Raw genomic sequence first — 15,157 nt, forward strand, 5'->3', positions numbered from 1 at the left:
CCGGCTCAACCCTCTCCGGCGACCAAGCCGGAGGGGTGACGTTCCCTTCTTCGCGGCATCCGTCAGGAATCAACTATGAAACCCGCATTCTGGGCCCGTCGGGCTCACAAGTGGATCGCCTTGGTCATCGGCGTGCAGGCGCTGCTGTGGTCAATAGGCGGGCTGTACATGACCGCCATGTCGATCGACTTCATCCATGGCGACCACCTCAATCACGTAGCGGCGGAGCCGCTCCCGAAACAGGGCGACCTGGTCGATCCTGCCGTCATCGCTGCAAGGTATCCGGCAATGAACGGCTTCCGCCTCAAGCGGCTGCTGGGTGAGCCGATCTATGAAGTCCACCATGCCGGTGGCGTGGACCTGGTTGATGCGGTCACTGGCCGGTTGAGCGGGCCGATCGACGAGGAAAAGGCGCGGCAACTGGCGTTGTCGGCCTATCAGGGCGATGCGCCGCTGGAATCGTTGCAGTTGCTCGACAAGGCACCACAGGAGGTGGGCACCCGACCGGTGCCGATGTGGCAGGCGCGATTCGGCGACAGCGGCAATACCGCTCTGTACTTCTCGCCACAAACGGGAAACCTGCTGGCCACCCGGCACACGTATTGGCGGGTGTTCGACTTCCTCTGGATGCTCCACATCATGGATTATGAGCAGCGCTCGGACGTCAACAACACGTTGTTGCGCGTTGCCGCCTCCGTGGCCCTTCTGTTCATGCTCAGCGGGGTGTGGTTGCTGTTCTACAGCTTTCGCAGGAGGTCGGCGGCATGACTCCCTGGATTCAGAAACTGCATAAATGGGTCGGCCTGATCATCGGCCTGCAATTCGTGATCTGGGCGGCAAGCGGACTGGTTATGAGTCTGCTGGATACCGCGACCGTGAACAATCAGCACCACCTCGCGCCTGCAGCTCAGGCCCTGCCGTGGCCGGAAGCGGAGATCTCCCCGGCAGTCATCGTTGCCAGGGAGAGTCGTCCCGTCCAGATGGTCGAGACCCACTGGCTGGCCGCGGAGCCGGTCTATCGCCTGAGCGATGGTGTGAGTAGCTGGCTTGCGGATATCCGGGATGGAAGCTCGGTGCCTGTGACGGCGGCGGATGTCGCCGCCATTGCGGCGCGGGATTACGTGGGTGATGGACGCCCCGCGTCGCCGGAACTCATGCAGGAGAACACATGGGAGGTGCGTGGCCACACCGGGCCCATATGGCGCGTTGCGTTCTCCGATGACGATGCGACCACGTTGTATGTGTCAGGGCAGGACGGAACCATTCTGGAGCGTCGCAACGATACGTGGCGACTGTTTGATTTCGTCATGATGCTGCACTTCATGGATTACACCAGACAGCAGGATTTCAACAACCCGCTGATCGTGATGGCCGGTGCGGGCGGGTTGTGGCTCGCGTTGTCGGGCATCTGGTTGTTCTTCGCCAGCTTCCGCCTTGGCGAGTTCATTCCGGCCCGCTGGCGGCCACGTCGCGAGTTGACGGTGTACGGCGCCGACGGGGGCAAGTTGCGCTCGGTGGAGTCCCACTCCGGTGACACGGTGTACCTCGCGCTGGGACGCAACGGACTGCAGTTGCCGTCCAACTGCGGGGGAGGCCAGAGTTGCGGATTGTGCGTGGTGCGCGTGCGCGGTCATGCGCCGCCGCCAAGCAGCGCCGATCGGATGCATATTGACGCGACCCGGCTCAGGTCGGGCTATCGATTGGCCTGCAACCTGCCGGTGACATCGGACGGCCAGATCGAGGTGGCCGGAGGTGCCGCGTTGTGGACGGAACGTGTCGCGACGGTGGTCAGCGCCACGGCGGTGACGCCGTTCCTGCGCGAGTTTGTGCTTGCGCCGGAGGTGCCGCTGGGGCCGGAGTTCCAGCCTGGCGCATATCTGCAGGTCCATGTTCCCGGTTACCGCCTGCAACGGAACGACCTGGATCACCCGGAGCTCCACCGGCAAGACTGGTCCAGTCTGAGTCTGCCCGAAAATCTGGTCTGCAAGGAGCCGGTTCGCCGTTCCTATTCGCTGTCTCTTCCGGTGGAAAAGGCGGGCGGGAATGTGACCCTGCTCGCCCGATTCAGTCCCGGACGGCAGGGCAAGAAGCAACAGCCTGCCGGCAAGGGGTCGACCTATCTCTATTCATTGAAGCCGGGCGATCGTGTCTGCTTCAGCGGTCCATTCGGTGACTTCGCGATAAAGCCCGGAGCGAAGGAAAAGGTGTTCATTGGCGGCGGCGCCGGTATGGCGCCCCTGCGGGCGATGGTGCATTCGCTTCTTGAATCCGGCGCGGAGGAACGCATCCACTTCTGGTACGGCGCTCGCAACATGCGGGAGGCTCCGTATGTCGAGGAGATGGAAGCGCTGGCCAGGAAGCATGCGAACTTCACATGGCACCTGGTGCTGTCCGAAGCCGCAGAGCATGGCGCGGGTTTGATCAGGGGGTTGGTGCACGAAGCCACCGATGAAGGGCTGTTGCAGAATCATCCCGATCTGAAGTCCTGCGAGTTCTACCTTTGCGGCCCCCCGGCGATGCTTGCCGCCACCCGTAGTCTGCTGGCTCGTCTCGGTATCGCCGAGGAACAGGTTGCCTACGATGATTTCAAGATCTAGCGGGCGGGGGAGTTCTCACGTGTGGCCGTTGTGTCGGTGACTCCCTTTTGGGCAGTGCCGATGCAATCGGCGAACCGAGTCAACAGTGGGGTCGTATGCCGTCATGGGCGCGACCCCGCTTCGAGTGGTTGGTCATCGCCCGCTTCAGCTCCCACCCGGTCACCGGCAACGCCGCCAATGACCCGGGTACGCTGCCGGCATTCGCGGCAGTGGCTGCGGCCAGCTTCACTCGGGCGAGGCGGTAATTGTTCCACCAAGCGGCTGAAGCGCTTCGGGGCAGAGACGATGGGCTAGTGGTGTTCACCGGAGGCATGCCGTCGCCGGCATGGGTGGCAGGATTCCGTGCACTAACCTGTGAACTGCCGCGGAGCATGGTGTTTCATCACTGGGGTGACATCGATGTCGGTGGGTTCCGGATTGCGGCACGGCTGCAGGAGATCGCGATGCCGGCAAGCGTGTCGCTTCAGCCCTGGCTGATGGATATCACGCTGGATGGTCGGGGGAACGAAGTGAAGGATTCGACGCGGGATGCCATGAGGGCTGCAGCAATCAGGGCAGGCTGGTCAACCTTCGATCGACTGCCCGCACTGACTCTTGAACAAGAACGTGTGGGTGTGATCTTGCCCAGCCTGATTTAGCTGATCCCAACGGCACTATCCCAAGTACCAGCCCTTGACTGGACTCTCTTTCCTATACAGGCAGGGGCCACCAGTATGAGAGTTCGTCGAAACGACGGTGACAGGCCTGTCACCAATCGAACCCGGAGCGGATACGCGTCTGAACGCTGGCGGTTAGGGATGGCTATCGGGGCTAGAACAGCAGCGTCAAAACGGGCTGTGGGGAAGTAGGAGGCACCTCTTCGAGCATCTCACCAACGATTATGCATGCCGAGCGGGATTTCCATAATTATGGAAATTCGGCGGTTTTTGCATAATTGGGTTGACAGAGAAGGCGCCGTGTCTTTGCCGCTGCAGGTCGGTGAGGGGATTAGGGAGCGTTATCGAGGGTGGGGAAGGGCAGCTACCGACCCAAAGCGGACGTCGGCTCATGGCCGCTCCTCGACTTGTTAGGCCAAAGGACGGCTTGGAGACTCAGACATCCGTCTGCTCGGCGATCTCCAAGGCGTCATCGACCTCGATTCCGAGATAGCGCACCGTGCTTTCCAGCTTCGTATGGCCGAGAAGCAGCTGTACCGCACGCAAGTTCCTTGTGCGTCGGTAGATCAAGGATGCTTTGGTCCTGCGCATAGTGTGGGTGCCGTAGCAGCCCGACTCTAGGCCAGCTTCTTCCACCCAACGATGGACAATTCTGGCGTACTGCCTCGTCGAAAGGTGAGGTGAGTCCGACACTCGGCTGGTGAAAAGGAAGTCCGAGGCCTTCAGATCTGCATGGATAATCCAGGCCTGCACAGCCTTGTGAGTCGACTGGGTGATCTCGAACTGGACGGGTCGTCCGGTCTTCTGCTGCATCACCATGGCGCGGGATGCCATCTGACCACCATGGGAGACATCCGATACCCGAAGCTTCACCAAGTCGCAGGCGCGTAGCTTGGAATCGATCGCCAGGTTGAAGAGGGCGAGGTCACGGACCTTGTGGCCGAGCTGAAGGCGAATGCGAATAGCCCAGATGTCTTTCAGCTTGAGGGGGGCCTTCTGCCCGATCAGCTTGCCCTTGTTCCAGGGCTCGTGGTGCTGAGATGTGTGAAGAATTGCCATGACCAACTCCTGTTGAGGGGGGGGTCAGGCTTCTCTTGGACTCAGAAACAAGGCGTGATGCGACCCGAAGCGGACAGCGACAACTCAGGCAATCCCTGCGAGCACGCGGGTCACAGTCGCAGCGCCATGCCGTGTGGAAACGCGTTGGGCGAAGTCCCGCTCCACAGCGGGCTGGAATCGTCGAGGCCTCTGGCTTCGGCCTTGGCCCTCGACGGAGCCAACGACTGAGAGGCCAGGGAATTGCAGCAGGCAACGTGGACATCCAACGCAGGTCGCGCAGAAGTCGATCAACGAGCCCGCGTGCGGGGCGACCGCCAAAGAGATCAGTGATCTCCGAGGCACGGCTTGCTTGCCGCCGAGCCGTGCGATGGATGTCGGACGTTGGGGCAAGGGAGGGCGTGGCAATGACTTGGTTGGGCAAACAACGAAGCCGCCCGAAGGCGGCTCCGAGTGGCGTCTTGCCCGACATGCCTAGCTGGGTAGCTTTGCCGCGAGCACGTCGACTTTCTCGATGGTCGGTGGCTCGGAGAACAGTTCCCCGGCCTTGGCCATCAACGCCGCCGCAACCTTACCGGCGAGATGGGCCTCCCGGCCCGCATCGTCGGAAAAGGCATCGAAAATGCCGAAGGTTGTTGGCCCGAGGCGAATCCCGAACCAGACGGTCGTGCCGGGCTCGTCCATGACGAGTGGCAGACCACTCAGGAGAAAGCTTTCGACTTCTTTCTCCTTGCCGATTTTCGCTTCGAGGCGAACGAATAGCGCGACCTTGACCATGAGCTGTCTCCTGTTGCTGCGACGGAGTAACGACGCCCCCTCACTTACCTGGGAGCCTGGAAATTGATTGAGCCAAAAAATCAATGGAGCGGCGCGCCTGGCCCGTTGGCCGCTACTGCCTGACAACCTAGTCGCATCCGTGGAGCGATGTGTTAGGACGTCGTAAGGATGACCCAACCCCCCCCTTCACGGGGACGGCGGACGCAAGGTTACGATAGTCACCAATCTGCGGGAGTGCGAACCCATGCCACACCAGCCCCCGTCGCCGGTCGGGTTCGACGCCTTCGTGCACGTGCGAGGCGCGCGCGAACACAACCTCAAGGATGTCGATGTCGACCTCCCGAGGGATGCAATCGTCGTGTTCTCCGGCATCTCGGGATCGGGCAAATCTTCGCTGGCTTTTGGCACGCTCTATGCCGAGGCGCAGCGGCGCTACCTGGAATCGCTGTCGCCCTATGCGCGGCGCCTGATCGACCAGGTGGGCGTACCGGACATCGACGCCATCGACGGGATGCCGCCGGCAGTCGCGCTGCAGCAGCAGCGCGGTACGCCGAATGTCCGCTCCACCGTGGGCAGCATCACCACGCTGTCGAGCCTGCTGCGCATGCTGTATTCGCGCGCCGGCACCTATCCGCCCCGGCAACCCATGCTGTATGCGGAAGATTTCTCGCCCAACACGCCGCAGGGTGCTTGCCCTACCTGCCACGGGCTGGGCTACGTTTACACCGTCAAGGACGAGGCTATGGTCCCCGACCCGTCGCTGTCCATCCGCGACCGGGCGATCGCAGCTTGGCCGCCGGCCTGGCATGGGCAGAACCTGCGCGACATCCTGGTGACGTTGGGGTATGACGTCGACAAACCCTGGCGCGAGCTCCCGAAGAAGGACCGCGACTGGATCCTGCACACCGACGAGCAGCCAGTGGTTCCGGTGTACGCGGGTTTCACTCCTGCTGAAACGCGCGCGGCGCTGCGCCGCAAAACCGAGCCCAGCTACATGGGCACCTTTACTGGCGCGCGCCGCTACGTGCTGGACACCTTCGCCAACACGCAGAGCGCGCTGATGAAGAAGCGTGTCGCGCGCTTCATGTCCGGTACCACGTGCGCGACGTGCGACGGTCGCCGCCTCAAGCGCGAAGCGCTGTCGGTCACATTCGCCGGGCTGGATATCGGCACCTTGTCGCGTTTGCCGCTCGCTGATATCGCCGAACTCCTCGCGCCGGCGGCGAAGGGCCGGTTCGACACACCAGTTGCCACCGCCACGCGCAGCCGCGCCGCTGGACGCAAGGACATCGCCCGTCGCGTGGCCGCCGGCGGATTGCCGCATACCGGCGGCACGGACGTGCGGCGCACCGCGAACCTGTCCGAGGAGAAGCGGATCGCAGCACAACGCATCACTCGCGACCTGATCGGGCGGATTGAGTCGTTGCAGGGGCTGGGCCTCGGTTACCTCGCGCTGGACCGTTCTACGCCCACGCTCTCCTCGGGCGAGCTGCAACGGCTGCGCCTGGCCACGCAGGTGCGCTCCAATTTGTTCGGCGTGGTCTACGTGCTCGACGAGCCGTCGGCAGGACTGCATCCCGCCGATGCGGAAGCCCTGCACGCGGTGATGGGCCAGCTCAAGGCGGCCGGCAACACCCTGTTCGTCGTCGAGCACGACCTGGATACGCTGCGCCGCGCCGACTGGCTTGTCGACGTGGGGCCGGATGCAGGCCAGCATGGTGGCCGCGTGCTCTACAGCGGGCCGCCCCTGGGGTTGCGCGACATCGAGGCGTCGCACACGCGGCGCTATCTGTTCGACGCCGTTCCGACGCGTCGGCGCACGCCTCGGCACCCGTCAGGCTGGCTCGAGCTCCTCGGCATCCAACGCAACAACCTGCATGGCCTCGATGTGCGGATCCCACTGGGGGCCTTCACTTCGGTCACTGGCGTGTCCGGTTCGGGCAAGTCCAGCCTGGTCAGCCAGGCGCTGGTGGAACTCGTGGGCGAGCACCTCGGCCACGAGCCGGCGGTGGAGGAAAGCAGCGACGACATGCCGCTGCCCGACGCAATAACGCGCACTGCGGGCCGCCTGGGAGCGGGCGTGGGCGCCATCCGCCGCCTGGTCAACGTCGACCAGAAGCCCATCGGCCGCACGCCGCGGTCCAACCTGGCGACCTACACTGGCCTGTTCGACCATGTGCGCAAGCTGTTCGCGGCCACGCGCGCTGCGAAGGCGCGCCGCTATGGCGTGGGTCGCTTCTCCTTCAACGTGGCGCAGGGGCGTTGCCCCACTTGCGAGGGCGAAGGCTTCGTCAGCATCGAACTGCTCTTCATGCCGAGCGTCTACGCGCCATGCCCTACCTGCCACGGCAAGCGTTACAACGAAAAGACCCTCGAAATCGAGTGGAACGGGCGCAACATCGCCCAAGTGCTGGGGATGACGGTGGACGAGGCGCTGTCGTTCTTCGCCGACGAAGCGCCCGTGCACCGTGCACTGGCATTGCTCCACGGCATTGGCCTGGGTTACCTGCGGCTCGGGCAGCCTGCGACGGAACTGTCCGGCGGCGAGGCCCAGCGCATCAAGCTGGCCACCGAGCTGCAGCGCAGTCAGCGTGGCGACTCGCTGTACGTGCTCGACGAGCCGACCACTGGACTGCACCCTTTCGACGTGGACAAGCTGATGGTGCAATTGCATGGACTGGTCGACGCAGGCAACACCGTGGTCGTCGTCGAACATGACATGCGGGTCGTCGCCGACAGCGACTGGATGATCGACGTAGGCCCGGGCGCCGGGGAGAAGGGTGGTCGTATCGTCGCCGAGGGCGTGCCGCAGGACGTAGCGAGCGCGGGCGTCGGGGCCACAGCGCCTTACCTCCAGCGCGCGCTGTCCTCACGCTGATTGAGGTGCTGCTCGATTTCCCTCTGGCAAAGGTGGTTTCCCAGCCTTACGTCCGCTCTTGGCCGGGAGTGGCCGCGAGCGATCCAAGTGGGCAGACCGGAACGTGTATTCAAAAAAATTCCACGGACGCTAGCTATCGGCACATGAGGCATGTTGCCGCGGCCCGCCAACACCGATGACAAACGTTTACAGCCCTTGATCGTCATTCCTGTAATTTACGGTGGCGGCGTCTGAGACTAGTGTCCGGCCGCAGACGAGGATGGGCAGCATGAGTGTGCGAGCCTCTCATGAAATGGCCGCCAATTGTCTTTCGACCCAGGTCAAGCCGTACCAAATACGCCGCGCGGTCTACACTCGGCCGATGCTTTTAGCAAGAAAACGCTCCGGCAGCTAATTTTAGCAAGCTTCAGCTAATCGAATGATTTCAACGGCTTAACACTTTCACGCCCTGCCTCATCGGCGAAGATGTAACGACACGAACGACCATGTGGCGATCCTGACGGTGGTGCATCGACCAGCCCAGCACCAGCTTGCTGTACAGATCGATGACGACGCAGAGGTACAACTTTCCTTCTGTTGTCACGATCTCGGTGATGTCGGTGACCCACTTGGTCTCCGGCTCGTGAGCGGCGAAGTTGCGCTGCAGCAGATTCTCCACACCCACCGGTCGGGTGCCGGGTTTAGCGCCGTAGCGGCGCCTGGTTCGCCGCGGCCAGCCTTGCAGTCCAGCACCGGCCATCAGGCGGGCCACCCGGTTGCGGCTGGTCTGTTCGCCTTCATCGACCAGGTCTTCCCGCATCCGGGGTGCGCCAATGACGCCTTTGCTGTCCTCATGGATCTCCCGCATGCGCGACAGCAAGCGTGCATTCGCCCGCGCACGAGGCCCCGGCGTGCGGCTCGCCCAGGCGTAGAAGCCGCTCGTTGATACTTCAAGGCAGCGGCACATCATCCCTACGGGGTAGTCGCTGCGGCAGCGCGCAATCACCGTGTACCGTTCGGTGATTGCTTCGCGAAGTACGCTGCCGCGTCTTTTAAAAAATCCCGTTCTTTGGTCACGCGCGACAGCTCGCGCTTGAGGCGGGCGAGCTCTTCATCACGAGGCGTTCCGCCGCCGGGGAAAGCCTTGGTTCCGCCGGCGTCGGCCTCCCGGACCCAGCGGGTCAGCATGTTCGGATTGAGGCCGACCTCCAACGCGATCTGACGGCAGCTCAACTTCGACCGCCAGACCAGCTCGACGATCTCACGCTTGTACTCAGGGCTGTAACGCTTGCGCTTGGACACGGACACTCCTCTGATCCAGTATGGATCTTAGTGAAAGTGTCCGCAGAATCGGGGGAGAACCCATGCGACTCTTGGCGCACCGGCTCCGGCAGGGTGTGGTCGCTCCTGAGCGACCGTAGAAACCGCCTCGTCTGAAGGACGCAAAGGGTTCGCTCGTCGGGGGTGCTCATGGGATGCTCCTGTGGGTGTGAACTTGATGAAGTGTGGTGTCGTGTCGTCGCAATGATTGAGATCGGCAGATGTGGCGGGATCGTCCCAGCTCGGTAGTCATGGCGAAGCTAGCGTCCGAAAGCGCCCGAAACCTCACCACAGGTGTTCCTCAGCTATCGGAGACCATCGGTGATCCAGGATCACCAGTCGGTCGAGGGCGGATTGCAAGCCATTTATTCAATGCCAAGCTCCCTGCGTAGTCCGGAAATGTAGGTACGGCCCACCTGCAGTTCTTTCCCATTCGCCATAACCAACCAGTAGCGGCTGCCGGAGCCGGAATGCAGCGAGCGGATATGACGCAGATTGACCAGGCAGGAGCGGTGGCAGCGCACGAAATCGGGCGGCAATACGGCAGTCAGCGCGGCCAGGGACTTGTCGTGCAGTTCGCTGCGGCCATCGAGCAGGCGCACCTCGCTGTAGTCACCGTCTGCACGGATCCAGAGCACGTCGGCCAACTCGACCAGTGCCGTGCCATGTGCCCGCCAGATGCCGAGATAGCGTGCGAGTCCCGGGCGATAGCGGGCGGCGTCGAGCAGGCGATTGAGGGCCTGGCCGAGGCGTTCGCGCGTGAACGGCTTGGGGACGAAATCCAGCACCCCGTGTTCGAACGCTTGCAGGGCGCGCTCGCGATGGGCCGATACCACCACGCAGTGGTAGCGTCCGGCCACCGCCTGTCGCAACAGATCGAAGCCGTCCTCGCCGCCGAGGTTCAGGTCCAGCAGCAGACCGTCGTAAAGGCTGCGCTGCAGCCGGTCGCCGGCTAGGTCGAGGTCCGCGACGGCGTCGAAGCGTGCCCGTCCGCCCGCCAGTTCGCCGCACATGCGTAGCAATCGCTCGCGGATGAGCGGTTCGTCCTCGACGATCAGGATACGCATGCCAGCTCGATCCGACCGCACCAGCCCGCGTCGTTGGGGCCCTGGGAGAAGCGCCAGCCGCCGGGGAAAGCCGCGGCCAGGCTGGCCTCGATGTAGCGCGTCCCGGTGCCTTGGCCGCGATGCGCCGCGGTTCCACGGGCGCTGCGCAGCTCGAGCACCCGGCGCCCGTTTTCGCAGTGCACACGCAGCCGGAAGGGCTGCTGCGTGCAGGCGCTGGCACCGGCGTGGGTGAGCGCGTTCTCGACCTGGGCGTGGAGCACCCCGGGTGGCAACAGAAGATCTGTGTCGTCGGCGTCGACCTCGAAGCCGATCGGTTGGCCCAACGCCAGGCCGACAATGTCCAAGTGATTGCGGCACAAGGCCAGTTCGTCCTCCAGCGGAACCAGCGAGTGGCGACTGCTCTCGCGCAGGCGATCGAACTGTTCAGCCAGCGACTCGACGAGGCGGCTGGCACGCGGAGGTGCCTGCTCGATCAATTCCTGCAGGCAGGTCAGCGTGTTCATGAGCCAGTGCGGCTGGATGCCGCGCTGCAACAGCTGCAGCGACAGCTGGGCGCGCTCCTCGCGTAGGCGCGCATTGTGCTGGTCCAGCGTGCGCAGCCGCTCCGCGTGGCGCAGCAGCAGGAATCCCATCAGGACCGCCAGCAGCAGGAAATATGGCCCGTCGAGGAATGCGCCGCCGGCGACCGGCATCGTCAGCGCACCGACCAACATCAGGACCAGGATCGGCCGGCGTTCCTCGTGTTCGCCCTGTGCACGCAGCAGCAGCCATGCGGAGGCCAACAGGCTCAGCAGCAGAACAGCCGCTCCGCGCCCATCGAAACTCGGCAGGAAGGCCACGACGCCTGCCAGCGTTGCCAGATAGACAATGCGGGCAGGCACCGGCACGCCGACGTCGAAGCGCCGCGCAAGGTAGGCCGGCAACAGCACCGCTGCCGCCGCGTGCAGCGCCAGCAGCGCGAACATGCGCAGGCCATGCCATGGGTAGGGATATCCGAACAGCGGGCGCCAGGCTTCGACCACCGGCAGCGCCAGGCCGACGGCGCCCAGGGCGAGCAGTAACGGAGCGCCTTGCCTACGTGGCTGCCCGCGTTGCGCCGCGAGGAAGTACAGGCAGGCGGCTCCGAGCGCACCCGCGGCAAAGGCCACGATCAGCCATGGCCCTGGACGATGGAGGGGAGGCCCCGCAGCCGCTACGATCTGGACGCCGGCATCAGTTGTGTCCATGCGTAGCCACTGATGGTGGCTCGAGGCGAGAACGATCAGCTCATCGGCTCCGGTGCGTCCGGATGGCGGCAGCACGCGGATGATATCGATCAGTCCCGGCTGTTCCTCATCCTTGCTGCGTCCGACGATGCCGTTGGCGACCAGCGGACGCCCGTTCCAGTAAGGCTGACTGGCGGCACGCAGTGAAAGGTGCAGGAGGCGCCCGGCATCGTCCGCCGGGGCGGCCAGGCGCCAGCGCAGCCAGTGGGGATCCTGCCACCGGGCCAGCACGCCGGGATCGAGCGGCTGCCAGTCCAGATCGTCCGGAGGCCGTTCCGGCATGCGGCCCGACATCGGTACCGGGGCGAGCGCCATCTCGGCCGACAGCACCTGCACGGCCACGGGACCGTGCGACGCCGCCAACAGCCAGGCGGCGACCACCATCACCAGCACGGCAGGGGCGACCAGGATCTTTGTCATCGTCATGCGCCATATCGTACTGGCCGCGCGGAGACATTCGGCCCCCGGCTGGAGCCGTTGGGCGGACTGGCGCGCCCCTACCTCCGGGCCAGCGTGGATGCTGGTGGAACGCCCTTGCATCCCGCCCACCGGAATCCGTCATGCCCCATTCCCTGCGCGAAACTTCCATACCGAGCCCCCGGCCGTTGACGCTGCCCCATTGTTGGATGGTGGCCTGCGTGCTGTTCGTGGGGATGCTGCCGATGCACGCGACCGGCGCCGATACACCGCTGGAGTTCGCGCCTTATGCGTTCGAGACCGAACGGCACGGCACGATCGACGCCGAGGTTGCGTTTCTGGACGTGCCGCGTCGCCGCGACGAACCGGACGGCCCGCGCATGCGGCTGCGCGTAGTGCGCCTGCCGGCCACCGGTGGCGACGGTAACGCCGCACCGGTGGTCTACCTGGCCGGTGGCCCTGGCGGTTCCGGCGTCGGTACGGCACGCGGGCCGCGCTGGCCGATGTTCGAACAGGTTCGGCGCGAAACCGACGTCCTGCTGTTCGACCAGCGGGGCACCGGCCTGTTCGAGCCCCCGCCGACGTGCCCGTACATCCAGCGCTTCGACGATGCCAGGCCGCTGGACCGTGAAGTCGCGCTGGCGGCGCTGCGCCACACAGCCGCCCGATGCATCGCCCACTGGCGGGAGGAGGGCGTCGACCTGGCGGCCTATACCACTGCCGAGAGTGCCGCCGACCTCGAGGACCTGCGGCGTGCGCTTGGCGTGCCGCGGCTCAGCCTGTGGGGCATGAGCTATGGTACCCACCTGGCCCTGGCGACCCTCCGCCTGCACGGGGCGGGCGTCGAGCGCGTGGTGTTGATCGGCGTCGAAGGGCCGGACGACACCCTGAAGCTTCCGCTGGCGGCAGACGCGCTGCTCGCGGACCTGGCCGATATCGCCCGGGAGCAGGGCTTCGAGGACCTGACCGGCATGACCCGCCGCGTGCTGGCCAAGCTACGGCAGGAGCCCGCCCAAGGCCGCAGCCTCATGCACCGGGGCAGGCAAGTGACCTTGGGCGCTTACGATGCGCAGCTGGCGATCGCCGCCTCGCTGGGCCGGCGATCCACCCAGCAGATGTTGCCATTGGCGTTACGCGACGCCGAAGAGGGGGACTACGACCTGCTGGCAACCCTGGTGCTCGCGGTGCGCGAGCAGCTCGGCGAGTTCCGGGCCATGCCGTTAGCGATGGAGCTGGCGTCCGGGCACAGTCCAGATCGGCGCGCCATGGCCGAGACGCAGGCAAACGACAGCCTGTTCGGCGATGCGCTGAACTTTCCTTTCCCGATGGTCGGCGATGGCCTGGGGCTGATGGATCTCGGTGAGGCGTTCCGTGCGCCTCTGCAGAGCGACGTTCCGGCGCTGTTCGTCAGCGGTACGCTCGATGGCCGCACACCGCCGGCAAATGCGGAGGCGCTGTTGCCCGGCTTCAGCGACGCCGTTCACTTGCGCGTGCGCGGCGCCAGCCATGACGACGAACTGTGGTTGGGCAACCCGAAGATAGCTGTACACATCGCCGATTTTCTTGCAGGGCGACGAGTGAGCAATGCGGAACTGGAAGTACCGCGTCCTGAGATGGCCCGAGGAAAACTTGGCTTGCTTATGCAAACGTTGGGAATCGGCATAGGAACCATGGTGGTCGTAAATGCGTTGCTAGTCTTACTGGTTCTGGTCGCGCTGACGCTATTACCGCGGTGGCGTCAGAGAGTTGGGAAGTCGGCCGCCGTGACGGTTAGGGCAGGCTATCGGGGCTAGCACAGCAGCGTCAAAACGGGCGTGAGGAAGTAGGAGGGGCCCCTTCGGGCAGCTCACCCAACGATTATGCCTTCCGAGCGGGATTTCCATAATTATGAAAATTCCGCCGTTTTTGCATACTTGGGTGGGCAGAAAAGGCGCCGTGTCTTTGCCTTTAATGCCCGCGCCCTACGTGCTCGTCATCTCCAGCACCGTCCCGCAGAACCATCGGACCAAGACTTCTTGCCGACATCCCAAGCTGGTAATCTCCGCCGCCACGCGCGGGTACTCTCACCGCAGGGGTCCGGCCGAAAGTGGACAGTTAAAATGGTGCTTGTCGGTCGCTACTTAAGAAACACCCCCACTGAAACAGCTCATGTCCGGGTGGGCGTGATTGGCGGAGCGGTGGTCTCTTTCGACTCACCCGACCACGTCCTGCCGAATCGTAGAGCTCGTTCGGCAGCTGATGCGCCGTGCGGATCAGTGCGTCCACGACCGTCTTCGTGTCCTTGCGATCGACCTTCACCAGCATGACGTAGCGTGTGCTGCGCTCGACGAGTGTCGCGATCTGGCTGTTGCCGCTGCCGCACAGCAGGTCACCTTCCCAGTGCCCCGGAACGGCCCGATCCTCGATGTCGGCCGGGCGCTCCCGGATCGACACGGTGTCACTGATCCGGCCGTGGTCGGCCGTCTTCTGCGTGTGGTGGCGCGATCGACGCATCCCCCGCGTGCGCCGAAGGTGCTCCAGCAACTCCTTCTTCAGCGCGCCCCGCGACTGGATGAAGAGGGTGCGGTAGATCGTCTCGTGGGACACCTGGCAGGTCGCATCGTCTGGGTAGGTACGCATCAGCCAGCCGGCGATCTGCTGTGGCGACCACTGTTGTTGCAGCTTGTCCGCCACCCGTGCCGCCAGCGTGGGATGCAGCGCCAGCTTACAAGCCTTGGGGCGATGCGCCCGGTCCCAAGCCGCCTGATCCGCATGGCTTGCGCGATACAGTGCGGCGCCACCGTTACGCCGGATCTCGCGGCTGATCGTCGATGGCGACCGGCCCAGCGTTGCCGCGATCAAGCGGATCGAGTGTCCGGCGACCAGCGCCCGCGAGACGTCTTCCCGCTCTGCCAGGCTCAATGCCCGTAGCGATCGACGACGAGCCGGCGGGCGAATGCCGCCCGTCTCGGCGAGGATCCCACGAACCGACGAATGATGCCGATCAAACAGCCGTGCGATTTGGTGCAACGACTCGCCCTTCTGCCACCGATCCCACATCAGGGCCTTCTGGCTGTCGGTGTACCGGATCCGGGTCCTTCGCTTCATACGCAACACTCCTGCTGCAAAAGCAGCTAGCTGTGTGTTGCATCGATCATATGAAACC

General features: G+C 64.3%; 10 protein-coding genes and 2 pseudogenes. 5 read left to right on the top strand and 7 right to left on the bottom strand.

Going from position 1 to position 15,157, the window contains the following annotated elements:
* Positions 1-75 precede the first annotated feature (75 nt).
* The 3 genes from N792_RS06570 to N792_RS06580 all read left to right on the top strand — a co-directional run bounded on the left by N792_RS06570 (position 76) and on the right by N792_RS06580 (position 3,235).
* A complete protein-coding gene (locus tag N792_RS06570; protein ID WP_036193669.1) occupies positions 76-768 on the top strand; it encodes a PepSY domain-containing protein in 693 nt (230 codons plus the stop codon).
* A complete protein-coding gene (locus N792_RS06575) occupies positions 765-2,597 on the top strand; it encodes a 2Fe-2S iron-sulfur cluster-binding protein (RefSeq protein WP_036193670.1) in 1,833 nt (610 codons plus the stop codon). The genes N792_RS06570 and N792_RS06575 overlap by 4 nt, the downstream gene beginning before the upstream one ends.
* 245 nt (positions 2,598-2,842) lie before the next feature.
* The gene (locus tag N792_RS06580; protein WP_224743835.1) at positions 2,843-3,235 is read left to right on the top strand and encodes a Wadjet anti-phage system protein JetD domain-containing protein; all 393 of its coding nucleotides are present in this window, start codon (positions 2,843-2,845) and stop codon (positions 3,233-3,235) included.
* Between the two features lie 453 nt (positions 3,236-3,688).
* On the opposite strand, the gene N792_RS06585 is transcribed toward N792_RS06580, so the two are convergent.
* Both N792_RS06585 and N792_RS06590 read right to left on the bottom strand, forming a co-directional pair.
* On the bottom strand, positions 3,689-4,312 hold the full coding sequence (locus tag N792_RS06585; RefSeq protein ID WP_036193672.1) for a tyrosine-type recombinase/integrase: 624 nt from the start codon (positions 4,310-4,312) through the stop codon (positions 3,689-3,691).
* Between the two features lie 471 nt (positions 4,313-4,783).
* The gene (locus N792_RS06590; protein ID WP_036193673.1) at positions 4,784-5,086 is read right to left on the bottom strand and encodes a putative quinol monooxygenase; all 303 of its coding nucleotides are present in this window, start codon (positions 5,084-5,086) and stop codon (positions 4,784-4,786) included.
* Positions 5,087-5,330: 244 nt separating this feature from the next.
* Between N792_RS06590 and N792_RS06595 the strand changes: the two genes are divergently transcribed.
* A complete protein-coding gene (locus tag N792_RS06595; RefSeq protein WP_036193674.1) occupies positions 5,331-7,964 on the top strand; it encodes an excinuclease ABC subunit UvrA in 2,634 nt (877 codons plus the stop codon).
* A 445-nt stretch (positions 7,965-8,409) separates the two neighbouring features.
* Here the strand turns inward: N792_RS06595 and N792_RS14175 are convergent.
* The 4 genes and pseudogenes from N792_RS14175 to N792_RS06615 form a co-directional block, all read right to left on the bottom strand.
* Positions 8,410-9,245 (bottom strand): annotated as a pseudogene (locus tag N792_RS14175) (IS3 family transposase); the annotation flags it as partial.
* On the bottom strand, positions 9,173-9,415 hold the full coding sequence (locus N792_RS14350; RefSeq protein ID WP_425478854.1) for a BPSL0761 family protein: 243 nt from the start codon (positions 9,413-9,415) through the stop codon (positions 9,173-9,175). The gene N792_RS14350 and the pseudogene N792_RS14175, both read right to left, overlap by 73 nt.
* A 213-nt stretch (positions 9,416-9,628) precedes the next feature.
* Entirely contained in the window at positions 9,629-10,330 is a 702-nt protein-coding gene (locus N792_RS06610; RefSeq protein ID WP_036193675.1) for a LytR/AlgR family response regulator transcription factor, read from the bottom strand.
* Positions 10,318-11,979, bottom strand: a complete 1,662-nt coding sequence (locus N792_RS06615; RefSeq protein ID WP_224743948.1) for a histidine kinase — start codon at positions 11,977-11,979, stop codon at positions 10,318-10,320. Before N792_RS06615 ends, N792_RS06610 begins: the two co-directional genes overlap by 13 nt.
* 176 nt (positions 11,980-12,155) lie before the next feature.
* Here N792_RS06615 and N792_RS13770 point away from each other — a divergent pair, with 176 nt between their 5' ends.
* Positions 12,156-13,805, top strand: a complete 1,650-nt coding sequence (locus N792_RS13770; protein ID WP_224743834.1) for an alpha/beta hydrolase — start codon at positions 12,156-12,158, stop codon at positions 13,803-13,805.
* A gap of 418 nt (positions 13,806-14,223) precedes the next feature.
* Here the strand turns inward: N792_RS13770 and N792_RS06625 are convergent.
* Positions 14,224-15,099 (bottom strand): annotated as a pseudogene (locus N792_RS06625) (IS30 family transposase); the annotation flags it as partial.
* Between the last annotated feature and the right edge of the window lie 58 nt (positions 15,100-15,157).

This window comes from Lysobacter concretionis Ko07 = DSM 16239 (assembly GCF_000768345.1).
In the GTDB taxonomy this organism is placed as follows: Bacteria; Pseudomonadota; Gammaproteobacteria; order Xanthomonadales; family Xanthomonadaceae; genus Novilysobacter; species Novilysobacter concretionis.